This window comes from Pelagibacterium nitratireducens (genome assembly GCF_037044555.1).
GTDB lineage: Bacteria > Pseudomonadota > Alphaproteobacteria > Rhizobiales > Devosiaceae > Pelagibacterium > Pelagibacterium nitratireducens.
Genome location: NZ_CP146275.1, coordinates 1431140 through 1453906, shown reverse-complemented (window position 1 = coordinate 1453906; position 22767 = coordinate 1431140). Strand labels below are relative to the sequence as shown.

Annotated in this window: 20 protein-coding genes and 1 tRNA gene; 6 read left to right on the top strand and 15 right to left on the bottom strand. The window is 61.4% G+C overall.

Going from position 1 to position 22767, the window contains the following annotated elements; translation table 11 throughout:
- Positions 1-81: 81 nt before the first annotated feature.
- The 6 genes from V6617_RS07260 to acs form a co-directional block, all read right to left on the bottom strand.
- Positions 82-882, bottom strand: coding sequence for a UDP-2,3-diacylglucosamine diphosphatase (locus V6617_RS07260; protein WP_338610053.1), 801 nt, complete (start codon positions 880-882; stop codon positions 82-84).
- A 111-nt stretch (positions 883-993) separates the two neighbouring features.
- Positions 994-1596, bottom strand: a complete 603-nt coding sequence (locus V6617_RS07255) for a LysE family translocator (RefSeq protein ID WP_338610052.1) — start codon at positions 1594-1596, stop codon at positions 994-996.
- 69 nt (positions 1597-1665) lie between these two features.
- Positions 1666-2199, bottom strand: a complete 534-nt coding sequence (locus V6617_RS07250; RefSeq protein WP_338610050.1) for a DUF1697 domain-containing protein — start codon at positions 2197-2199, stop codon at positions 1666-1668.
- Positions 2196-3293, bottom strand: coding sequence for a glycoside hydrolase family 3 protein (locus V6617_RS07245; RefSeq protein WP_338610048.1), 1098 nt, complete (start codon positions 3291-3293; stop codon positions 2196-2198). Before V6617_RS07245 ends, V6617_RS07250 begins: the two co-directional genes overlap by 4 nt.
- A gap of 87 nt (positions 3294-3380) precedes the next feature.
- Positions 3381-6131 carry an EAL domain-containing protein gene (locus V6617_RS07240; protein WP_338610047.1) on the bottom strand — a complete coding sequence of 917 codons (2751 nt, stop codon included), beginning with the start codon at positions 6129-6131 and terminating at the stop codon, positions 3381-3383.
- A gap of 147 nt (positions 6132-6278) precedes the next feature.
- On the bottom strand, positions 6279-8225 hold the full coding sequence (gene acs, locus V6617_RS07235; RefSeq protein ID WP_338610046.1) for an acetate--CoA ligase: 1947 nt from the start codon (positions 8223-8225) through the stop codon (positions 6279-6281).
- 179 nt (positions 8226-8404) lie between these two features.
- Here acs and V6617_RS07230 point away from each other — a divergent pair, with 179 nt between their 5' ends.
- Complete coding sequence (locus V6617_RS07230; RefSeq protein WP_338610045.1) at positions 8405-8977, top strand: hypothetical protein; 573 nt, start codon at positions 8405-8407, stop codon at positions 8975-8977.
- On the opposite strand, the gene V6617_RS07225 is transcribed toward V6617_RS07230, so the two are convergent.
- The 4 genes from V6617_RS07225 to msrA all read right to left on the bottom strand — a co-directional run bounded on the left by V6617_RS07225 (position 8974) and on the right by msrA (position 12438).
- On the bottom strand, positions 8974-10278 hold the full coding sequence (locus V6617_RS07225; protein WP_338610043.1) for a lipopolysaccharide biosynthesis protein: 1305 nt from the start codon (positions 10276-10278) through the stop codon (positions 8974-8976). The genes V6617_RS07230 and V6617_RS07225 overlap by 4 nt on opposite strands.
- A 20-nt stretch (positions 10279-10298) precedes the next feature.
- Positions 10299-11465, bottom strand: coding sequence for a lipid II:glycine glycyltransferase FemX (locus tag V6617_RS07220; RefSeq protein ID WP_338610041.1), 1167 nt, complete (start codon positions 11463-11465; stop codon positions 10299-10301).
- Positions 11466-11650: 185 nt separating this feature from the next.
- Positions 11651-11726 (bottom strand) — tRNA-Lys (locus V6617_RS07215).
- Between the two features lie 97 nt (positions 11727-11823).
- Positions 11824-12438: a peptide-methionine (S)-S-oxide reductase MsrA gene (msrA, locus tag V6617_RS07210; protein ID WP_338610040.1), complete on the bottom strand. Its 615-nt coding sequence runs from the start codon at positions 12436-12438 to the stop codon at positions 11824-11826.
- Between the two features lie 162 nt (positions 12439-12600).
- Here msrA and V6617_RS07205 point away from each other — a divergent pair, with 162 nt between their 5' ends.
- Positions 12601-13464: a leucyl/phenylalanyl-tRNA--protein transferase gene (locus tag V6617_RS07205; RefSeq protein ID WP_338610039.1), complete on the top strand. Its 864-nt coding sequence runs from the start codon at positions 12601-12603 to the stop codon at positions 13462-13464.
- 1 nt (position 13465) lies between these two features.
- On the opposite strand, the gene V6617_RS07200 is transcribed toward V6617_RS07205, so the two are convergent.
- Entirely contained in the window at positions 13466-14458 is a 993-nt protein-coding gene (locus V6617_RS07200; RefSeq protein WP_338610037.1) for an endonuclease/exonuclease/phosphatase family protein, read from the bottom strand.
- Between the two features lie 99 nt (positions 14459-14557).
- Positions 14558-16111: a 2-isopropylmalate synthase gene (locus V6617_RS07195; RefSeq protein ID WP_338610035.1), complete on the bottom strand. Its 1554-nt coding sequence runs from the start codon at positions 16109-16111 to the stop codon at positions 14558-14560.
- A 574-nt stretch (positions 16112-16685) separates the two neighbouring features.
- On the opposite strand from V6617_RS07195, the gene V6617_RS07190 reads away from it, so the two are divergent.
- On the top strand, positions 16686-17312 hold the full coding sequence (locus V6617_RS07190; RefSeq protein WP_338610033.1) for a hypothetical protein: 627 nt from the start codon (positions 16686-16688) through the stop codon (positions 17310-17312).
- Here V6617_RS07190 and V6617_RS07185 read toward each other — a convergent pair.
- The gene (locus V6617_RS07185; RefSeq protein ID WP_338610032.1) at positions 17309-18202 is read right to left on the bottom strand and encodes a PhzF family phenazine biosynthesis protein; all 894 of its coding nucleotides are present in this window, start codon (positions 18200-18202) and stop codon (positions 17309-17311) included. The genes V6617_RS07190 and V6617_RS07185 overlap by 4 nt on opposite strands.
- Positions 18203-18372: 170 nt before the next feature.
- On the opposite strand from V6617_RS07185, the gene V6617_RS07180 reads away from it, so the two are divergent.
- Complete coding sequence (locus V6617_RS07180) at positions 18373-19605, top strand: FAD-dependent oxidoreductase (protein ID WP_338610030.1); 1233 nt, start codon at positions 18373-18375, stop codon at positions 19603-19605.
- Between the two features lie 104 nt (positions 19606-19709).
- Positions 19710-20273 (top strand): dihydrofolate reductase family protein, encoded by a 564-nt coding sequence (locus V6617_RS07175; RefSeq protein ID WP_338610028.1) that lies wholly within the window; start codon positions 19710-19712, stop codon positions 20271-20273.
- Positions 20274-20376: 103 nt separating this feature from the next.
- On the opposite strand, the gene ilvC is transcribed toward V6617_RS07175, so the two are convergent.
- A complete protein-coding gene (gene ilvC, locus V6617_RS07170) occupies positions 20377-21396 on the bottom strand; it encodes a ketol-acid reductoisomerase (protein ID WP_338610027.1) in 1020 nt (339 codons plus the stop codon).
- A 38-nt stretch (positions 21397-21434) separates the two neighbouring features.
- A complete protein-coding gene (locus tag V6617_RS07165) occupies positions 21435-22064 on the bottom strand; it encodes a TetR/AcrR family transcriptional regulator (RefSeq protein ID WP_338610025.1) in 630 nt (209 codons plus the stop codon).
- 199 nt (positions 22065-22263) lie between these two features.
- Between V6617_RS07165 and V6617_RS07160 the strand changes: the two genes are divergently transcribed.
- Positions 22264-22683, top strand: a complete 420-nt coding sequence (locus V6617_RS07160; RefSeq protein WP_338610023.1) for a hypothetical protein — start codon at positions 22264-22266, stop codon at positions 22681-22683.
- Positions 22684-22767: the final 84 nt, after the last annotated feature.

The following is a 22767-nucleotide window of genomic DNA, read 5'->3' as shown; positions in this document are numbered from 1 at the left end:
GAAGGCGAGATAAAGACACGCGACCATGCACACGCGCTACCAGAACTGGCAAGCGGCAAGTACCGTCAATTTCGTAAGAACTCAGCTTGCCCGCAACCGGCCCAGCCCGCGCCGCTTGCGCGGCGGCGCAGAGATGTCCTTCCAGCGGATCAGCTCGAACGCACCGTCATGGCCCTCGACGATGGCCGTGCAGCTTTCCACCCAGTCGCCTGAATTGATGTAGTGAATGCCGAATTTGTGGTGCATGGCGGCCTGATGGATATGACCGCAGATCACCCCCTCGACCTTGGAATTGCGCGCTTCGAGCGACAGCGCTTCCTCGAACCGCCCCATGACCGAAACCGCGCTCTTGACCTTCTGCTTGGCCCAGGCCGACAGCGACCAATAGCTGAGCCCCATACGACGGCGTACCCAGTTGATCGGCGCATTGATGGTCAGCGCGAAATTATAGGCCCAGTCCCCGATATGGGCGAGCCATTTGGCGTTGGCGACGACAACGTCGAACTGGTCCCCATGGATCACCAGATAGCGCTTGCCGTCCGCCGTGATGTGGATCATGCGATCGACGATTTCGACGCCGCCGAAATAGGTGCCCAGATAATCGCGCAGGAACTCGTCATGATTGCCCGCAAGATAAACGATGCGCGCTCCTGCCCGTGCCTTGCCGAGCAATACATTGGCCAGCGCATCGTACTCGGCCGGCCAGTTCCATTCCTTTTGCAAACGCCATCCATCGATCAGGTCGCCCACGATATAGATCGTATCGGCCTCATGGATCGCCAGGAACTTGAGGAGTTCCTCGACCTGAATTGCCTGCATCCCCAGATGGACGTCGCTGATAAAGAGCGCCCTGACGTGCCGGACGGTCCCCGTTTCTTGCATGCAGAAAGTACCTTGTCCTACCTGAAGCGCATTCTGATTCCCCATCAGCGCGGCCCGGGCACTTTAGACGAGCGATCCCCGATGGCAAAATCGTTTCGGCCGGCCTCTATGTCAGAGGATGAACAGGACCACCGAAGCCAGCATCAGGACGGCCAGAATCGGGCCAAGATATTTTTCGGTGCCCGTTTTGCGCAGGAAAGCAATCAAACCGCGCCCGAACACCATCCACGTCCCGACCGAAAAGACGCTGACCAGTGCACAGCCCAGCGACACCAGCAACAGGTTGACCAGCCTGCCCTCGCCGGCCGGAACGAACAGCGCCACAAAGCTCAGCGCCATGGCCCAGGCTTTGGGATTGATCCACTGAAAGCCCGCCGCCTCATGGAGCCGCATGGGCCGCTCGCTGCCCTGCGCATTGCCGATCCTGATGCCGAGCATTGTCCAGGCCATCCACACGAAATAAAGCGCTGCACCGTACCGCATGGCCGTGTTGATCCAGGGATAGGCTTCAAACACGCCGGCCAGCCCGAACCCCACCACAAACACCATCACGGGAAACCCCACCATGATGCCCACGCCATGCGGAACCGTAGCCGCCAAACCGAACTTGGCGCTCGAAGTCATGACCATAAGATTGTTCGGGCCGGGAGAAAACGAAGCGGTGGCACACGCCAAAAAGAATGCGGCCACCAAAGAACCGTTCAACATGTCCATGGACGCCCCACAACGTCAGTAATGTTGACCTAATAGCAGCTTTTCACCAATTTGCCAATCCGCCAAACCTTACAGCGCGTCGGCGATCTTTTTGACTGTATTCCAGTTTCGCGACGTACCAATGCCCGTACGCCCCGCTGTCAGGACGCCAGCCAGTTTCGATGTGGCAAATCCATCGCCGAAATAGATCCACGGGTCGCCATCGATCACGCGCACGATCTCGGCGCCCCTCGCACGGTCCTCGATCAGGCTTTGCGCCTCCGCCGCCATTGGTTCGCGCATCACGCGCACCGCCACGCGCGATCCGTCGGTTTTCGATTGCTCGGGAAAAGGGTTTGCGGCCACCAGCCGTTCCCATCGGGTGCTCTCACGCACGATGAAATCGATATGACGGCCGAACGCCTTGGCAAATGCCGGCTCGACGGTCTTCTCGATGGCCTGCGGGTCATTGCCTTTAGCCGTAAACACCACATTTCCCGTGGCCAGCAGCGTCCTGACGTCGCTATGACCCAACGCTTCGAGCAATTCGCGCCATGGTGCATTGATGACGCGCTTTCCATCCGGCAGGGAGATCGAATAGAGCAGGCCCACGAACCGGGTCACGGGATCATGCCCATCTTGCGCTTGAGAGCCAGGATTCGTCCGTAGCTCTGCGCGATCCGGTCGGCAAATTCGGGATTGGCCCGCCCTTCATCGACAAGGATCTGATGGATTTCGCTGCCCAGCGCACGGTCATAAGCGGCGGTGTTGGAAAACAGCAGGACATCCATCCCCGCTTCCACGGCCACCACAACGGTGTCGTGCAGATCGAACCGCGAGCGGATGGCCCCCATTTCCAGATCGTCGCTGATCGCCACGCCGGCAAATCCCAACTCGTCGCGCAGCACGCCCTCGATCCAGGTGCGTGAGAGACTCGACGGAAGCTGCCGGGCATCGTTGCCCTGGACATCGGCGTTATAAAGATGGGCCACCATCACCATGTCGGCCAGATCGGCATCGATCATGTCCCGATAGGGTTCGAGCTCGACCGGCTGCCACATCCCGGTGACATCCACAAACCCCTCATGGGTATCCGCAGCACTCGACCCATGGCCGGGAAAATGCTTGAGCGCCGTCGCCATGCCTGCGCCGCGATGCGCTTCGACAAATGCCGAGGCCAGCGCGGTAACTTGAACCGGATCAGTGCCATAGGCGCGCTCATAGCGGGCGATGATCGGATTGTCGGGGTTGATATCGAGATCGACCACCGGCCCGAGATTGACGTTGAACCCCAGCCGCGCCAGATCGCCGGCCAGACCGGCATAGATTGCCCTGGCGCGATCCGGCGTCTGGGCCGCAACGGCGCGTGCCGAGGGAATCTCATCAAATCCGACTGCCGCCGTGAGCCGCTCGATCTGCCCGCCCTCCTGGTCGAGCGCGATGAACGGCGGCAGCCATGGACGCGCCGCGATCAGGCTGCGGTTGATGCCGCTCACCGCCGCAAGGCTGTCCACATTGATGCGCAGGAACGTCACGCCACCGATTTCGCCCCGCGCGATCTGTTCACGCACGGCCCGCACGCCAGCGGCATCGGGGGAACTGCCCCGAAAGCCCACCATGACCATCTGCCCCGCCATATCCTCAAGGCTTTGCGCCGAGGCGGGTTCGCCGGGCACGATCAGCCCAAGGATAAGACAAAGAGAGGCAAGAATGCGCATGGCCTGCTTTCTGTGGGCGGCGGGAAGGGCAAATGTGCCCGATTCCCCGACCGGCCAGGCCAATCTTTCGCAACTTTGGGGCACAAATCAGCCCATGCGCATGACTGTGGACAGCCTGTCATGTTCGGCGGCGAGCAGTTTGACGACGATGTCTTCAGCCGGGCCGGGACGCGAAAAGAAATACCCCTGCCCCGTCTTGCACCCTGCAAGGCGCAGAAGCCACGCCTGATCCTGGTTCTCGATGCCCTCGGCGACCACATGTTTGCCCAGTGACTCAGAAAGCATGAGCACCGCCCGGATGATGGCCGAAGCCTCCCCATCCCCCGGCAGACCCCGCACGAAGCTCTGGTCGATCTTGATCGTATCGACCGGCAACCGGCCCAGATAGCTCAGCGAAGAATAGCCCGTGCCGAAATCGTCGAGCGCGATCCCGACCCCTTCCGCACGCAAAACGCGAAGCTTTTCGGTAACGTGAGAGGTCTCGGTCACCAGAAGGCTCTCGGTGATTTCCACCTGCAACCGCTCGGGCGGCAGGCCCGATTGTGCCAGGGCCGACCGGACGTCGGCAATGATGTCGCCGAGCTCGAACTGAAGCGCAGAAACATTGACCGAAAGCCGCACCGGACGCGGCCAGTTGGCCACTTCTCTTGCCGCCGCATGCAGAATCCAGCGGCCAAGCTCGACGATAAGCCCGGTCTCTTCGGCAGCGGGAATGAATTTACCCGGTGGGACCGACCCAAGTTCAGGATGCGTCCAGCGCGCAAGAGCCTCCACACCGGTAATTTCTCCGGTCTCGAGATCCACCTGAGGCTGATAGTGAACCGAAAATTCCTCACGGGCCAGCGCCGCACGCAGCGCGATTTCCATGTCCTGCTTGGACTTGATGCGCGTGTCCATTTCCTTGGAAAAGGCAAGGGCGCGATTGCCCGACTGATCCGATGCTATCGAGAGCGCGACGCCCGCATGGCTGACCAGTGCATCGGGCGCGCTGCCCGAAAGATCGGAATCGCTCATGCCCACCCGGGCACCGATGATGGCCCCGTGCTCGTCCAGTGTATAGGGTCGCACCACCTCGGCAATCAATGCTTCGGCAAACCCCATGCCGCCGTCGTCGCCCAGCAGTCCCTCCCGCAGCACGGCAAAGGCGTTGCCCTCCAGCCGCGCCACGCTGATCGGCCCCAGAAGTTCCAGCCGGGCCACCACCTGCTTGAGCAGGGCATCGCCATAGGCGTGACCCAAAGTATCGTTGACCGTCTTGAGCCGCGAAAGCCCGATCAGATAGACGCTGACGCCCCGCACCCGGCCGTTTGGCGTGGCCAGCAGCTCCCCGATCGTCTCGACGAATTTGACCCGTGAGGCAGCGCCGGTCAGTGGGTCGTGCTGGGCAAGATAGGTCAGCCTGTGCTCGACCTGTCGGCGCTCGGTCACATCCCTAAAGGTAAGGCACGCCACCCTTCCGGCCGATTCCGCGCTCACCTCGCCAGCATCGATATCCGAGAGTGTGACGACGAACTCCACAGTCCGGCTCGCACCATTGCACCCGATGACCACCTCGGACACGGCATCCATCATCCGCCCGCTATCGAGCGCCGCTTCAAGCGCCTCACGGAAGGGTACGGGAAGGACATCGCCAATATGCGCGCCGTGCAGCCCCGGCGATATCAGCTCTTCGGCCAACCGGCTGGCAGCGCGGATCGACTTGTTGTGATCGACGACCACCACCCCATCGAAATTGTCGGCAACGACACGGGTCAGGATGCCGCGCATGGAATCGCGCTCACGCGCCGCATGGGATAGCGAACGCCCCCGGGCCTCGAGCTCATGCCAGAACGCAATGGCCAGAAATCCAACCTGCGCGATATGGATGCCGGCCGTATCAAGCAGCATGCCCGCATGAACCTGCATGGCCAGGGCGGTAAATTCGAGCATGCCTGCATAAGCCAGCGATCCGGCAATAGCCGAGCCCAGCGTCATGCGCGGCCTCAGACACGCAAACAGCACCGCCATGCCCAAAACGATGATGATCGCCGGCAGGCGCCCCATATCGCTCAGCGCCCTGTCCTGCCGTACAGTCTCGGCCGCCAGAAGCTGCAGCGATGGAGTGGACAGCATCCCGTAGCGGGGCACCGAATGGCTCGATTGCTGCGAATAGCTGGCCTGGCCCACAATGACCTGCCGGCCCTTGAACAGCCCCGTCTCGAAGCTGCCCCCGACCACGTCCGACAGGGTCGTCCGCGGAATTGTGGCAAGATCTATGGAAAAATCGATCAAAAAGGATGGGCGCGATACCGAATGATCCGAAGAGAGCGCCGTCGCCAGGGATTCGATTACCCAGCCATCGTTGACGATACGGGTGCGATAGACCGCCGACCGCCGATTGCCGCCAACCGCATCGATATAGACGGGCGGAGCAAGAGCCGCGAACCGGTCCATGGGCATGCTCAACACGCGGGTGGATGCGGACGAACGGGTCTCGGTAGCAACCGTGCGCACCTTGCCCGCCGCCCTGGTCATGGCCTGAACAAGCGCATTGTCATCGAAATAGTCGAGGGCGCTTTGCAGCCCGACATCGAGAACCACGGTTCGCGCGCCGGCATCGATCAGGCTGTCGAGCGCATCGGCATAAACGCTGCGTGCCCGTGATCGGCTGCCGGCCTGCGCCATTGCCGCGGCGTCGATCTCAACGAACACGATATCGCCGCTGGCCGGGCGCGAGGTCAGCGAAAATCGCATATCATGAAGGGCGGAATCGAGCGCGGCAAACCACCCCATGGCCACCGCCACGAGCATGGTTGCGCACACTACCGCCGCAACAATGAGATGCTGAACCCGAGCCACCGTGGACGTCCTGCCCCCTGCTTTCGTCCGCAATTTACTGCGCGAACGCTTTTTCCTTTATCTCCCAAGCAGTTGAAGAACCCGTAAATGCCAACGCCGGACACCGCCAATGCGGAGCCCGGCGTCAAAGCCAAAGACCCAGACGGCCTATCGGTTCTTGCGATTGGTGATCAGATCATCGACCACGCCTGGGTCGGCCAGCGTCGAAGTATCCCCCAGCGCCCCATAGTCGTTCTCGGCCACCTTGCGCAGAATGCGGCGCATGATCTTGCCCGAGCGCGTCTTGGGCAGGCCCGGCGCGAACTGGATATGGTCGGGTGAGGCAATAGGGCCGATTTCCTTGCGCACCCAATTGCGCAACTCGACCGCCAGATCGTCCGATCCGGCGTCGCCGGCCATCAGCGTGACATAGCAATAAATGCCCTGCCCTTTTACATCGTGGGGGAAGCCGACAACGGCGGCCTCGGACACTTTCGGATGAGCGACCAGCGCGCTTTCAACTTCTGCCGTGCCCAGCCTATGGCCGGACACGTTAAGCACGTCGTCCACGCGGCCCGTGATCCAGTAATAGCCGTCTTCGTCCCGCCGGCAGCCATCGCCGGTGAAGTAATAGCCCTTGTATTGCTGGAAATAGGTTTCCTTGAACCGCTGGTGATCGCCATAGACCGTCCGCATCTGCCCTGGCCAGCTATCGGCGATAGCCAGAACGCCAGACGCTTCGGTCTCCTCGATCACCTTGCCGCTTTCCGGCTCCAGCACCACCGGCTGCACACCGAAAAACGGCTTTGTCGCAGAGCCGGGCTTGGTCGGAATGGCGCCGGGCAGCGGGGTGATCATGAACCCGCCGGTTTCGGTCTGCCACCAGGTGTCGACCACAATACACCGCTCACGCCCCACCTGCCGATAATACCACATCCAGGCCTCGGGATTGATCGGCTCGCCCACCGAGCCCAAAAGCCGCAGACTGGAAAGATCGGCCCGCTCGACAAACTGGTTGCCTGCTCCCATCAGCGCCCGGATCGCAGTCGGCGCCGTATAGAAGATATTGACCTTGTGCTTGTCGACAACGTCCCAGAACCGTCCCGCGTCGGGATAATTGGGCACGCCCTCAAACATGACCGTCGTCGCGCCATTGGCCAGCGGGCCATAGACGATGTAGCTGTGCCCGGTCACCCAGCCCACATCGGCCGTGCACCAGAAGACTTCGCCTTGTTTGTAGTCGAAGGTCAATTCATGGGTCAGCGAGGCATAAACCAGATAGCCCCCACTCGTATGCAGCACACCTTTGGGCTTACCCGTCGAACCCGACGTATAAAGGATAAACAGAGGATCCTCGGCATTCATCGGCTCGGGCTCGCAAACCGCCTCGACCCCGGCGGCCGCCTCGTGAAGCCAAACGTCGCGCCCATCCTCCATGGCTATGTCGCCACCGGTGTTTCTGACCACCAGCACCTTTTCCACCCCCGGGGAATCCGCAAGCGCCTTGTCGACATTGACCTTGAGTGGCACCTTCTTGCCACCGCGGCAGCCCTCGTCGGCGGTGATGATGACGCGGGAATCGCAGTCGTTGACCCGTCCGGCCAGCGCGTCGGGGGAGAACCCGCCAAACACCACGGAATGCACAGCGCCGATCCGCGCGCAGGCCAGCATGGCATAGGCCGCCTCAGGGATCATCGGCATGTAGATGGTCACCCGCTCGCCCTTTTGAACGCCGAGCTGTTTGAGAACATTGGCAAACCGGCACACCTCCTCGTGCAGCTCACGATAGGTGATATGGCGCGCATCCGCCTTGGGATCGTCGGGTTCGAAAATGATCGCGACCGTGTCCCCGCGCTCAGCGAGATGCCGGTCGATACAATTGGCAGCAACATTGAGCTGGCCATCCTCGAACCATTTGATCGAGATGTCGGGCCATTCAAAGCTTGTGTTCTTGACCTTGGTGAAGGGTTTGATCCAATCGATGCGCAGTGCGTGCTCGCCCCAGAACCCGTCGGGGTCCGAAACCGAACGCTGATACATCCGGTCATACTGCTCAGCGGTGACGCTGGTTTTCGCGACAACCTCTTCCGACGGCGCAAACACTTCTGAACTCATGACCATTCCTCCGCTTTATAGCTTGTTGCCTCTGTCTTAACCCGCCGATTCAGCCAACTGCAAGGCGGGGCTGGACGCCAAATCGCGCAAGTTTCGATATGATCGATTTTGCCCTGTGCCCCGCAAACCCTTTTTTAGCGGACATACCGCTAGTCTGGGCCGCAAACCGGGGAAAGACCATGACCGACGCACAGATGACCGCGCGGGCGGCGACCCATGCCGACATCGCCGATGTCCATCGCGAGCTGATGGATTTGATCGACTCCATGCCCTATTACGGCGAACGCTTCAAAGCGTTCGAAAAAGCGCGGTTCAACCGCACCTTCCTGCGGACCCTGCTCGAAGTCGATCCCTGGCACATCCTGCTGCTCGAAATGGACGGCAAGACCGGAGGGTTCCTGATTTCCGGCCCGGCCAACGGAACGATCTTCCAGTTCTGGTCGGCGATCTATCCCGATTATCGCGGCACCCCGCTGGGCCGGTTTGGCATGGAGGCCTTCATTTCCCATTGGGACAATTCACGCTTCCACAAGGCCTCGACCTATACCCGCCCCGACAACCGCCCGGCTCTGGTCCTGCTCAAGCGCTATGGCTATGCCCAGGTCGCTCACCTCGAAGATCACATCTTCGGCGAGGATTATTTCGTCATGGAACGCAAGTTCACCAAGGTAACCGAGGGCTATGACGACGGCATTTCCCTGCCGCTGGGCACCCGCCTCAAGCTCAAGGCGCGGGCGTTGCTGGACCGCTAGGCTGCAACGGCCCGGAAGCGCCCGAAGATCGAGACATCGATCTTTGCCCGGTAAAGCGCCGTCGCCCACAGCGACACCGACCACAGCGAAATCGCGATGAACGCCGATATCGCCGCGCCCATCAGCCCGTAGGGCGGCACCAGCGTCAAATTGCCCACAATCAGCGCCACAAGGCCAAGCCCGACCGAGGGCAGGCTGGCCCATGGCCGGTCATGCATCGAAAGCACCAGCGAGGCCGGCCCGAACGCTGCTCTGACCACCAGCCCGAGGCACAATATGGCCACCGGCAGCGCCCCATCGGCAAACTCGTCCCCGAACAGCATCAGCGCGTAGCGCCCGACCAGCAAAACGCCGACAAACAGTGCCAGCGCCAGCCCCGTCGTCACCAGATTGGCCTCTCCCACCCGTTTCCCGAAGGCACCGCGATCGGCATCACGCTCAGCGTCGAACATGTTGGGCAGCGTCAACGCATAGACCGCAACCACTCCGAACGAGGCCAGTGCGAAAATCCGCGTACTGACCCCGAAAATGGCCAGATCGGTGCGATCGAGCAGCCCGGCCAGCAGGATCAGATTGATGTCGAAAAAATAGTCCGAAGCGAGCGTAATGAGCACCCAGGGCGTCGCAAAGCGCCACCAGCGCCGAGGCTCGCTTTGACGTAGAGCATCATCGCGCGGCACCGCCACCACGGCTCGCCTCACCCGGATGCTCTGGAACCCGAACAGGACCAGAAGCGCCCCTGCCAGCACCCACAGCATGAGGCCAAGATCGGCAACCGGGCTCATCAGCGCCACGGCACCGAATGCGCCGAGCGTCAGCGCCGGCCTGAAAATCATGTCTGGCAGATAGCCCGCCATGGGGTGCTTGAGCCCCACCAGCGTCGTGGTGCTGATATAGGTAATGGCCGTCGCAATCCCGATCAACGCCGTCTGCACCCAGATCGGGCGCAGATGCGCACCCGCCTCGCCCAGAACGAACGACAGCGGCCAGCCCAGTGCCAGAATGGCCACGCCCATCAACGCCATCTGGATATAGGCCCGGCCTACGAATCGCCGCAGATGGTTGCCCTCACCGCGCGAGCCGTACTCCGCGGAAAAATAGGTCGAGACGGTCTGGAAACCCAGCGGCAGCATAACCGCGATCAGATTGGCCGCCGCAATAACCAGCAGGAAGTCGCCAAGCGATTGCGCGCCCCAAACACGGGAAATGGCCGCCTGCACAAGAAAGATGAACCCCGCGCCAAAAATGCGCAGGGCAAAAATCATCACCGATTTCGAGGCAAGCCTTCCGGCTATCGACATTCGTGGACTTTCCCTTGGCCTTAGGCCCGCGCGCCGCGCCTGAGCCGTTTCTGCATTTCAAGCCGCGCCGTCAGCACCGCATCGCGCCCGCGCGTCAGCATCTCGCGGCCCTTGTACGCCGCTGTACCCGCCGCAAAGGCCGGCCAGTGCGAGGCAAAATTCATTGTCGGCGGCAAGGGGCTGATATGGCCCGCATCGCCCACCATCCCGCTCTTGAACTGATGCAGACCGGCAAAGCCATCGGTGCCGCCCAGATCGTATAGCCTGGCTTTGGTATTGTCGCGCAACCACCCGATGATGTGCCAGTGCAGCAGATAACCGGCGCGCAAATCCAGCGCGGCGTCATCGGTTGCGCCGTACAGATAGCATGCCGTCGTCCCGGCGGTGAAAATTGCCGCCCCAGCGATTGTCTTGTCCCCTTGCGAGACAAAAAACAGCTCGGGCCGCGCCGTCCCGTCCGGCATGGCCATCAGCCCCTCGAGTGTATCGATGCCTGAGTAATCGGGGAACAGCTTGCGCTCGCTCATCGCCCGATAGAGCGTCATGAACCGGCCGATATCGCCGGGCGCTCCTGTTTCGAACGCGAGCCCGGCCTTCATGGCCTTGCGCAGATTGTAGCGCCATTTCTGACTGAACGCAGCCAGCCGTGCCGTATCGTCGAGCGATACGTCGACCACGTACCGCATGGGGTATTTCACGCCAACGCCGGGTTTGAACCCGCGTGCCGCAAGTATTGCGGCCATGCCGTTGACCTCGCCGGCCTCGGCATGGGACATGATCGAAACCATCATGGAGCGCTTCGAGGCGTATTCGGCCACGAGCGTATCGATCATACGCTCCATGACCACGTCACGGTCCAGCCCCTCGCTCTGCGCAAGAAAAGGCCCCCACTTGATCAGCGCCACTGTGGCCACGCCCAGCGGCAGCCGCTGCAACATCACCAGGGCGCCGCCCAGTACTTTATCGCCCTCGGAAAACAGGACAGGCTCCAGATCGACCCCCGGCCAGCGCAGACTGGCATAGGCAAAAAGCTGCTCCTGGCAGACGCCGTCAAATGTCGAGACGAGCCGGTCCCACTCTCCACCGGGCAAAACACGATGCTCCAGCAGCGTCCCGTTCCTTTTCGAAACGCCCGCTGTGACAGGGGCAAGGGTGGTCATCGTTGGCGAATGGCTGGTCAAGGACATTGGCGTCACCGGGTCAGTTCAATTTGACCCAACCCTAACGGCCAGCCCCTATGGAATGCTTTCCGCAAAGCCAATAAAGCCCCTCAATTGCCAAACTGGTAAACCAGAACTTTAGGCATTGAATCAAAGGCTTACAGAACCGATCCAGGATCGGCTCGCAAGACTTCGTCATTATTTGAGGATTTTGGTGGGTGTACGAGGGCTCGAACCTCGGACCCGCTGATTAAGAGTCAGCTGCTCTACCAACTGAGCTATACACCCGATCCATCGGGCAGCGCGTCTCCGCACCGCCAGAGTGGCGCCTCTCTAGCAAACGCCATTCACGCTGTCCACCCAATTCAATGCTTTTTCGCGATGCCTAAGAGAAAGGGTTCTCGCTGGTTCCCAGAAAGGCCTGATCGCCCCAAAGCTCGCGGATCACCACATCGCGCCCGCACCCGATCCGATAGCGCTCATAATGGGCGGCGTTGGTCTTATAGAAATCCTGGTGCTCGGGCCCTGCCGGATAGAACGTGGCTGCCGGCTTGATCTCGGTGACGATGGTGTAGCCGCTCGATTCGGCAATGGCGGCCTTGCTGGCTTCGGCAATGGCAGCCTGCTCATCGTTGAGCGCAAAAATCGCCGGCTTATACATCGGTCCCTTGTCGCAGAACTGACCGGCGGCATCGGTGGGGTCGGTCGTGTGCCAATAGACCGTCAGAAGCTCTTCATAGCTGACCACCTCGGGATCGAAAGTGATCTCGACGCTTTCGTAATGGCCGGTATCGCCACCATAGGCGACCTGATTATAGGTGGGATTTTCCACATGGCCACCGGCAAAGCCCGACACGGCTTCGGAGACGCCTTCGACCTTTTCGAAATTGGATTCCACGCTCCAGAAGCACCCGCCGGCGAAAAGCGCCGTATCGGCCAGTGCGGGAGTGGCGGCAAACGCGCTCGCGGCGGCCGCCAAAGCAATAAATCTGCGATGCATGCTGCACCTCCTCGTTTTCGTCAGTTGGAACGCCCACACCTTCAACCGCAAGTCAAAGCCGCGTGAACATGCGGGTTTCTTCGTATTTTAAGCAATTACGGTAAGCGCCCGGCAATGGTTTCAGCCTATGGTCCGCCCAGTTCTCCCCCGGAGCCTTTCCAAATGAACAGCCTTCCCCAACCCGGCCCTTCCCGGCAAGGCAATTACAGCCTTGGCCGTTTGGCACTTGCCACGGCGTACTGGCTCAAGCCCCAGCGCGTGCAGCATTTTCCGGGGCTGGTGGCTGGTCTCGTCGGCGACAGGCTGTTGCGTCCCGCCCCGGTTCCCGATGCCTCGCGCATCCGCAAATCCCCGCCCGGATTTGCAGGACTTGCCGATGATCTGTCGACACCTGTGGTTCTCCAGGCCATGGCGCGCGGCTTTTATCCGCAGGGCCATTGGGGGGCCATGAAATGGTGGTCGCCACCCGAACGCGCCGTCATGGATCTTGCCTCGGTTCACATCGCCAAGCGGTTTCGCCGCACCATGCGTGGCTCGGACATGCAGGTGGCGTTCGATACCGATTTTGCCGGCGTGATCGATGGCTGCGCCGCGCCGCGCGATCCATCGCGCCCGCACCTCACCTGGATCACCCCGAAGGCTCGCGCGCTCTATATGAGACTTCATGGCGAAGGACATGCCCATTCGGTGGAAATTTTCGACGCCGACGACAAACTGGTGGGCGGCCTGTTCGGCGTGACCGTCGGCCCGGTATTTTCCGCGCTCTCGATGTTCCATACCGCCGACAACGCGTCCAAATTCGCCATCGTGAGCCTCTATCATCACCTCGCCGACGGCGGGATCACGGCAGTCGATCATCAGATCATGTCGCCATGGGTCCAGGCGCTCGGCGGCACCGTCCTCGCGCGTGCCGATTATGCGGCGCTCCTCGCCCGCCCGGCCGGGTCGCAGGCCGCACCGGGACGCTGGAGTGTAAAATTCTCCCTCGCCGATACCGCGGGCTGGTCCCCCGAATCCGCGGCCTGATCTATTCGGCCACGATTGCCAGTTGCGCGATCAGTCCCAGATGGTTCGACCCCAGGGGGTCGGACAGCGCCTCGATATCCTCGATGATGATCGGCGCGCGCGAAAACATGTGATCGATCGGGATGCCCAATGGCCCCAATTCGGTCGGCCAGGTCGCGTTGTAACGGGGAGGCGGCAAAAGCGCGGCCCCATGCACCAGATCATCGATCGCATCTGCCCAGGGGGCGGAGTTGAAATCCCCCGCCAGAACCAGCGGCCCCTCGATTGCCGCCAATTGCCGCGTCAGGCGCCGCGCTTCGAACAGTCCCGCATCGTCAAAATAGGGCTTGGTCAGATGCGCGGCGACCAGCGTCAGCGCTTCGCCGCCAATCTCGGTTTGTGCGACGATCATCCGGTTGGGATGGGTATTGCCCAGCGAGCGGATTTCGACGTTCTCCAACGGCAATTTCGAGAGCATGAGCAGATCGCAGGGGCCACCCTGCTCGCAACCGACACGATAGGGATAGACCGCTTCGAGTTGCTCGAAATGCTGCCGCAGCCGCCCCGCCTCCATGATAAAGGCAAGATCGGCCCCCGACCCGGCGATATAATCTGCCAGCTCCTCGTGGCGGTCGTTGGAGTTGAGCACGTTAAAGCTCAAAAGCGTGAATTGGGCCGCGCGCTCGAGCCCCGCCAGAGCCCCCCGCCCCTCATACTGGTCAGCCACGCGCCACATCACATGCCCGCCGGCAAACACCGCCATGGCGACCACCAGCCCGGCCCGCCACCGCGCCCTGGCCAGCGCAAGCAAAAGGGCGAGACCCAAAAGGGCCACTCCCATATGCAGTTGCAGCGATTGCAGCAATGACTGGCCGGGCAGACCGAGATCGACCCGCGCCAGCACCAGAACGCCTGCCGCAACCAGCCCAAAGCCGGTGAGCACGCCACGAATCTCGGCCCCGATTGCCACTATATGGTCGCCCCCCGGAGCGATTTCAGGATCAGTCGAACCCACTTATTCGGTTCGAAAGCGCGACAAAACGATGACGAGGAGGAATTTCGCGGGTCCCCAAAACCGCAAACCCTCCTCATGCCTCATCGCAGGCGGTAACGATCAGCCGGCCAGCGCGCCCTGCGCCGGTGCGCCGCGTTCGACCAGCAGCCGGTTGTACGCATTGAGATAGGCACGTGCCGAGGCCACCAGTGTATCGGGCTCGGTCGCATTGCCCGAGGCGATGCGACCGTTCATTTCAAGCCGCACATGCGCGTTGGCCTGCGCGTCCGTGCCGCCCGTCACGCCATCGACGGCGTAGAGCACCAGATGCGGCTGGGCATTCACCGCTGCCTTGATCGCCGAAAAGATCGCATCGACCGATCCGGTGCCATCCAGCGACACGTCCACCGGTGCCCCATCCACGGCCACCTTGAGTTCGCACCGATGCACACCCCCGGTCTTGGAGGTCACGCTCATGTCCACCAGCTTGATGCGGTCGGCGCCCGAGCCCATTTCGTCGTCGACCAACGCGATGATGTCGTCGTCATAGACATGCTTTTTGCGGTCGGCCAGATCCTTGAAGCGCTGAAACGCTTCCTGGAACTGGTTGTCGGCCAGTTCGTACCCCAGATCTTTGAGCTTTTCCTTGAAGGCGTGGCGGCCCGAATGCTTGCCCATCACCAGCGAGGTCGATTTGATCCCCACGCTTTCGGGGGTCATGATTTCGTAGGTCGAGGCGTTCTTGAGCATGCCGTCCTGATGGATGCCGCTCTCATGGGCGAAGGCATTTTTGCCCACGATGGCCTTGTTGTACTGGACCGGGAAATTGGCCGCCGCCGACACCGTCCGCGAAGCGCGCGAAAGATGGGTCGTTTCGATTTCCGTGTGATAGGGCAAGGCATCGGCGCGCGTGCGCAGCGCCATCACCACCTCTTCGAGCGCCGCGTTGCCTGCGCGTTCCCCGATCCCGTTGATCGTGCACTCCACCTGTCGCGCTCCGGCCCGCACGCCGGCCAGCGAATTGGCCACCGCCATGCCCAGATCATTGTGGCAATGGGTGGAAAAGATCGCCTTGTCCGAATTGGGCACCATTTCGATCAGATCGTGGATCAGCCGGTAATAATCTTCCGGCGTCGAATATCCGACAGTGTCGGGGATATTGATCGTCGTCGCGCCGGCGTTGATCGCCGCTTCGGTGCAACGGGCGAGAAATTCGATGGGCGTGCGGGTTGCGTCCATTCCCGACCATTCAACGTCGTCGATCAGATTGCGGGCCTGCGCCACCGTCTTGATGACGATTTCGAGCACCTCGTCCTCGGATTTTTTCATCTGATGAGCCAGATGGATGGGCGACGTGGAGACAAAGGTATGAATGCGCCCGCGCTTGGCAAACCGCACCGCCTCCCCGGCCCGGTCGATATCGGCGGGAATGGCGCGGGCCAGACCGCAGATCACCGAATTCCTGGCGCGCTTGGCAATTGTCGATACGGCCTCGAAATCGCCATTCGAGGCGATGGGAAACCCCGCCTCGATAATGTCGACGCCCATCGTGTCGAGAATGTCGGCAATCTGGAGTTTTTCTTCCAGCGTCATTGTGGCGCCGGGGCTCTGCTCTCCGTCGCGCAACGTGGTGTCGAAAATATAGACGCGGTCGGTATTGGCTTGGCTGGTCATCTTGTTCTTCCTTGATCGGCCACCTGCGCGGTCTGGCTTTGCATTTGCAGCAGGTTATGGCCGGACATTGATGTTCGGCGTTATGGCAAAATCCCCTGACGACCCGTCTGCGCAAAAGGCAGACCGCCGGTTACCAGGGGCTGATAAGGAGAAGTAGGAGGGCAGCGGAAAGCAGCAGCGCCGAACCCATAAGGATACGGGCCTGCACGGCGTTTTGCCTGCTGGCGGCTATGGCGATTGCGCGGTTTTCACTGCGGCGCATCGGTACGGCCTTGCCCTTTTTGATAAATCGACATGGCCACAATGGTCCAATTGAGCGCCAAGCGCAAGACTTCGTGCAACAATAATAGCGCTTTAGAGCGTATCCAGCAAAACCATCTCCTCGACGCGATCGGGGATGGAACCGGCTTTGCGGTTCGGACACGCGACGAACAAGGGCTTGGAGCCAAGGATTTGAGCCGATCAAATCCCGAACGGCTCTAGAGGGCAACTTTGGTCGGATCTTCCCGCCGGCGGCCGCTGGCCCATGGCCCAAGCGCTGTTACACTCAGGGCGGGACAAGGGAGATTCGGTTATGGTCGTCACGCCCCTGGCAAGGCGCCTGGTCTTGATGCTCACCAGCTTCGCTCTCGTATTCGCGCTGATCTGGGCGGGCATGATGACCTATGCCCACGGCCTCGAAACCCGCATCGCACGCGACTGGATGGACCTCGTCGAGCGCTGCCGCACGGCAATAGAGGCCGGCATTCCGCTGGACACCGCCGGGCTCGAACCCGCGCAGATCATATCCATGCCGCCCAGTTCCCGACCGACGCTCCATGCGCGTCTCCTCTCCCACCCCGGCGGTCGATATGTCATCGAGGAAGAGGAGTTCGCCGCTGGCGACGGCGTCGAACGCAGTTGCAGGGTTGCGATCTCGGACTACAGGATCGGCCCCACCAAGCGCGAAGCCGCCGTGCTCTATTACGATTTTCTGCAGTTGATGACCGGGTTGCTGATTGCCGAAACCCATTGGCAGGCAGCGATTCTCCCCATCCCCCAAATGGCCCTTCGCGCCTTCGAGCCACGCGCCCCGAAAAATGAGGGGTGCATGGTCAAGTCCGTCGTCATCGTCGCACTCGAAACCCACGACATAGAAGTTACTACCGCCGAAATATCGGGATGCAGCGGCCCCTCGATGCTGTCGGGTACCGCTGCCTAGTCGTCCAGATCGAGCACCCCTTCGGCCAGGACCACTGCCCCTCCGCCGATCCCGGCATGCTTGAGCTGGCCATTTTCGATATTGAACTGCACGCCGATTTCGCTCGGGCGGCCCATTTCACGTCCCTGGCGGATCTTGAGCGTGTGGCTGCCCTCGCCATATCCGCCGTGATCGGCCAGAAGGCCGATCAGCGCCGCCGCCGCGGAACCGGTCGCCGCATCCTCACCCCTTCCATGGGAAACATGGAACATGCGCGCCGCATAATCATTGCCGCGCTCCTTGGGGGTTCTGGCAAAGACATAAACCGCATTGCGCGGTCCGGTGAAGGTATCGGTCCAACCACGCCGTTCCAGCGTCATCTCCGAAAGCAGTGAAGCATCGCGCAGGGGCACCAGATAGAATGGATTGCCCGCCGAATATTGCGCGGGCATCATATCGTCGAACCCGATATCCTCGGCCGAAATGCCCAGCCGCTCGGCAATGCCATTAAGGTCGCTCAATTCGCCAACCCGTTCGGGCTTTTTCGGCAGGGCGAATTTGGCTTCCCCGGTCCGCTTGTCTATCCGCTCCATGACGGCGGTGACGTTGCCCACGCCCAACTCCAGCCGCACCGCGCTCTGCTTGTGCTGCAATCCCAGGAGCACCGCTGCACCCACAGTGGGATGTCCGGCAAAGGGCAGTTCGCTCACCGGCGTGAAAATCCGCAGCGCCGCCGTATGTCGCTCGCCCTTGGGCGCGCATACGAAGACCGTTTCCGAAAGATTGAACTCCCCGGCGATCGCCTGCATCCGGGTTGTCGAAAGCTCGTCGGCCCGCAGCACCACTGCCAGCGGATTGCCGCTCAGCCGATCGCGCGTGAAAACATCGAGAATGAAATAGGTTAGCTTCATTTTTCGGCCGGTCCTGGGAGACGATCGGGAGGCGATATCCATGGGTATACTCAAAACACTACGCCTATCGTTCCATTGGTTACCACCCCCATAATTGCTTCCTTCAAATATGCTTTTCCCCCGCGACACGTCGTCCTAGATTTGCGACAATGGGCGCGGGGAGAAATCGCATGAAACGCACGACGTGCCTTGTCGCCGGAGGGGGTCCCGCCGGCATTATGCTGGGCCTGCTGCTGGCGCGCGGCGGCGTTGAGGTGATCGTTTGCGAAAAGCACGCCGACTTCCTGCGAGACTTCCGCGGCGACACCGTACACCCCTCCACGATCAGGCTCCTCGACGAGCTCGGCCTGGGCGCAGAGTTCGCGCAATTGCCCCAAAGCAGGCTCGAAAGCCTGCGCCTGCCCACGACGGGCGGCGAGACGATCGATTTCGGCGATTTTTCCGCCCTCGATCCGCCCTACAACTTCATCGCCATGATCCCCCAATGGGATTTTCTGGACTTCCTGGCCGCTCATGCCCGGCGCGAGCCGAGCTTCAAGCTGTTGATGGAAACCGAAGTGACGGGCCTGCTCTGGCAGGACGAAAGGGTCTCCGGTGTCACCGTGCTCACCGGGGGCCAGGAAGACTCGATCGGGGCCGACCTCGTCGTTGCCTGCGACGGAAGGCATTCGATCCTGCGCGCGCAAGCCGGACTGGCGTCCCGCAACTACGATGTGCCCTTTGATGTCTGGTGGTTTCGCCTTCCCCGCCACCCCGATGAACAGGCCAAACCGGCCAATCTTGTTCCCAGCTTTGCAGGGCGCGACATCATGCTCGCGATTGCCCGCGAGGGATTTTACCAGATGGCCGCCTTCATTCCCAAAGGATCCGATGCCCAGCGCCGCGCCCAGGGCATCGGACCGCTCAGGGACATGATCGTCCGATTGCGTCCCGATTTTGCCGACCGCGTGGATACCCTCACCGCGATGGACCAGGTCAAGACACTCGACGTCAGGCTCGACCGCCTCAAGCGCTGGCATCGCCCCGGCCTGCTCTGCATCGGTGACGCTGCCCATGCCATGTCCCCTGCCGGTGGCGTGGGCATCAACCTCGCCATTCAGGACGCTGTCGCGACCGCCCAGATTCTGCGCCATCCGCTGCGCGCCGGCACGCTCACCGAAACCGATCTTGCTGCCGTCCAGCGCCGCCGTATGATGCCCACCCGGGTCATCCAGGCCATGCAGCGCGTTCTCCATCGCGTCATTTTTCAGAACGGATTTCAGTCCCGGCGCGCCGGACCGCCGCACTTCATGCTGTTTCTCGCCCGGCACGTCCCCGGCTTCCGCAAGCTGCCTGCGCTTTTCGTCGGCTTCGGTCCACGCCCCGAACATGCACCCGATTTCGCCCGCCGCCCCGAAGGCTGACCGGCCAGGGCGCCTATCTCGACGGCTTTGATGAACCAAAGAGCTGTGAAGACGGAGCGGCCGGGCTCCTGGCCGCCCTTGCCAAGATCGCGGAGGACTGACCAATGGGCAAGCTCATCGTCTGGAATATCGCAAGCCTGGACGGCTATTTCGAAGGTCCCGAACCCTGGGACCTTTCCCTGCACGAAACCATCTGGGGCGACGAACTGGCCGAATTTTCGGAAACCCAGCTTGCCGATACCGAGGCACTGGTTTTCGGACGCCGCACCTATGAAGGCATGGCTGCTTACTGGGCCGACGAATCCGAAACCGGCCCCATCACCGACGCCATGAACGCGCTGCCCAAATATGTTGTCTCCAACACCCTGACGGCAGCGGACTGGAACAACACGAAAATCATCAGCGGCGATATCGTCCAGGCGCTGCGCGACATAAAGGCCAAATCGGACCGCAATCTCTATGTCTTCGGCAGCGCCGAGTTACTGGCGACGCTCCTGCCCGCCGGCATTGTCGATGAATACCGGCTCGGTCTTGCCCCGCTCCTGCTTGGGCGCGGCAACCCTCTCTTCAAACCGTCCAACCTCCGGATTGACCTCGAGTTGATCAAAGCCCAGCCGCTCAGGAATGGCGGAATCGTCATCACCTACCGATTGGAAAACGCGCGATAGCTCACGGCGGGACCGAAATCCGGCCGGTCAACGAATGATGGCTTAGAAAAAAGGGCCGGCAAAAACCGGCCCTTTTTCAAAGTTCAACTTCAACTTCGGAAGTCTAGTTCCGGCTCTTGTCCACCAGCGCACCCGCCTTGATCCACGGCATCATGTCGCGCAGCTTGGTGCCGACTTCTTCGATCTGGTGAGCGTCGTTGTTGCGGCGGATACCCTTGAAGCGGGCGGCGCCGGATTTGTGTTCCTGCATCCATTCGGACGTGAACTTGCCCGACTGGATGTCAGCCAGAACGCGCTTCATCTCGGCCTTGGTTTCCGAGGTGATGATGCGCGGGCCGGTGACGTATTCACCCCACTCGGCGGTGTTGGAGATCGAATAGTTCATGTTGGCGATGCCGCCCTGATAGATCAGGTCGACGATCAGCTTCACTTCGTGCAGGCACTCGAAATAGGCCATTTCCGGCGCATAGCCGGCTTCGACCAGCGTCTCGAACCCGGCGCGGATCAGCTCGACCAGACCGCCGCAGAGTACGGCCTGCTCGCCGAACAGATCGGTCTCGCATTCTTCCTTGAAGGTGGTTTCGATGATGCCCGAACGGCCGCCGCCAACGCCCGAAGCGTAAGCAAGCCCCAGGTCATGGGCATTGCCGGTCGCATCGTGATGGATGGCGATCAGGCACGGAACCCCGCCGCCCCGCTCATATTCGCCGCGCACCGTGTGGCCGGGGCCCTTTGGCGCGATCATCAGAACGTCGACAGTGTCCTTGGGCTCGATCAGCCCGAAATGCACGTTGAGACCATGTGCGAACGCCAGCGCGGCGCCATCGCGGATATTGGGGGCGATATCGTCACGATAGATATCGGCCTGCAATTCGTCGGGGGTGGCCATCATCATCATGTCGGCCCAGGCCGCCGCTTCGGCAACGCTCATCACCTTGAGCCCGTCCGCTTCCACTTTCTTGGCGGTCGAAGAGCCCGGACGCAGGCCGACGGCGATGTCGGTGATCCCTGAATCCTTGAGGTTGAGCGCATGCGCGCGCCCCTGGCTGCCATACCCGATAATGGCGACCTTCTTGGATTTCAAAAGATTGATATCGGCATCCCGATCGTAATAAACGCGCATTGGTCTCTCCCGTTATCGCATTTGTCTTGTTGGAATACTCACGCTCCGTAGAGCGCGAAGAACTGTTCGCGGGCCCGTCGTGCCTGCCCGGCAATCTTTTCTTCGCTCGGCCGCCTTTGCTCGCCGAGCAGCATGCGGATCTGGGTGTCCCTGACCACCAGACCGAAAAATGTCCGAAACGCCTGGTCGGCATCGTCGAAATCGAGCAGCCCCGCCTCCCTGCCCGCCTCGAGCAGGGGTTCGCAGCGTCGCGCCATGCCGATGGGGCCGTTTTCCAGAACGATCGCGCCCAGATTGCGCTTTTCCTGCCCCGCATGGGAAACCGCCAGCCGGTTGAGCGCCACCGAAATATCGCCCGTCAGAACCGTCAGCCAGTCGCGGCCGAATTTCTCCAGCGCAATGCCCAGCGTGCGCTTGTCCAGCGTTTCGCGATCCACCGGCACCATGCGCACTTTGGACGCCTGCCACTGAACCGTGGCCGTCAAGAGCCCGTCCCTGTCGCCGAACCATTTATAGAGTGTTTCCTTCGAGCAGCTCGCCCGGCGGGCCACCCCGGTCATGGTCAACCCGTCACCGCCATCGACCAGCAAGCCCAGGGCCGCATCCAGAACATCCTTCTGGCGGCCGGTGAGCGTATCGTCGCTTATGGTCAGGGTTGGCGGGGTCAAGCGTGACTCGCTCTCCGTTATCGATTATCATGGCACGGAAAGCCGCACCCAGCCGGGCATTCAGCCCTGCCGATCGAGGCGTACCGTACGGTACGGTTCGGCTATTTTCAAGTGTGATTTTCCCCCTTTTTGCCGACCACAGTTTGGGCCAATCTCGCCTTCAGACTGCGCTCAGACCAAAGGCAAGGAAATCGCCCCCATGTTCCGTCAAATCGCTACCGCCGCGGCCTTCTCCTCGGCCCTCATGATCGCATCCCCCGCCTTCGCGCAGCAAGCCGAGGGCATGACGTCCGCCCCGATGATCGGCGCCTCGCTTACCGAAAAATTCTGGGTCCAGTCCGAAGAAGATGCCGGTCTGCCGGGCTCGATGGTCCTGTTCCTCTCGGAAGGCACAATGCTCCAGGATTCGTGTTGGGAGACCTATCGCCTGTCCAACTGGCAGATGACGGGAGAGGATTCGCTGAGCTGGCAGGAAGATACGATGACCATCGAAGCCGACATCGTCGAGCTCAACGAGGCCGAATTGGTTCTGGCCTTGCATCTTGTGGGCGGCGAAGTGGTCGAAGAGCGCTATACGGTCTCGCCCGTGCCCTTTTTGTGCCCCGACATGCCACGCTGATTGCGCGCTTGGGCAAAAAAAAAAACAAAGGGCCACCCTTGCGGGCAGCCCTTCGGTTCGAGACGCAGGAGGAAGCGTCAAGCT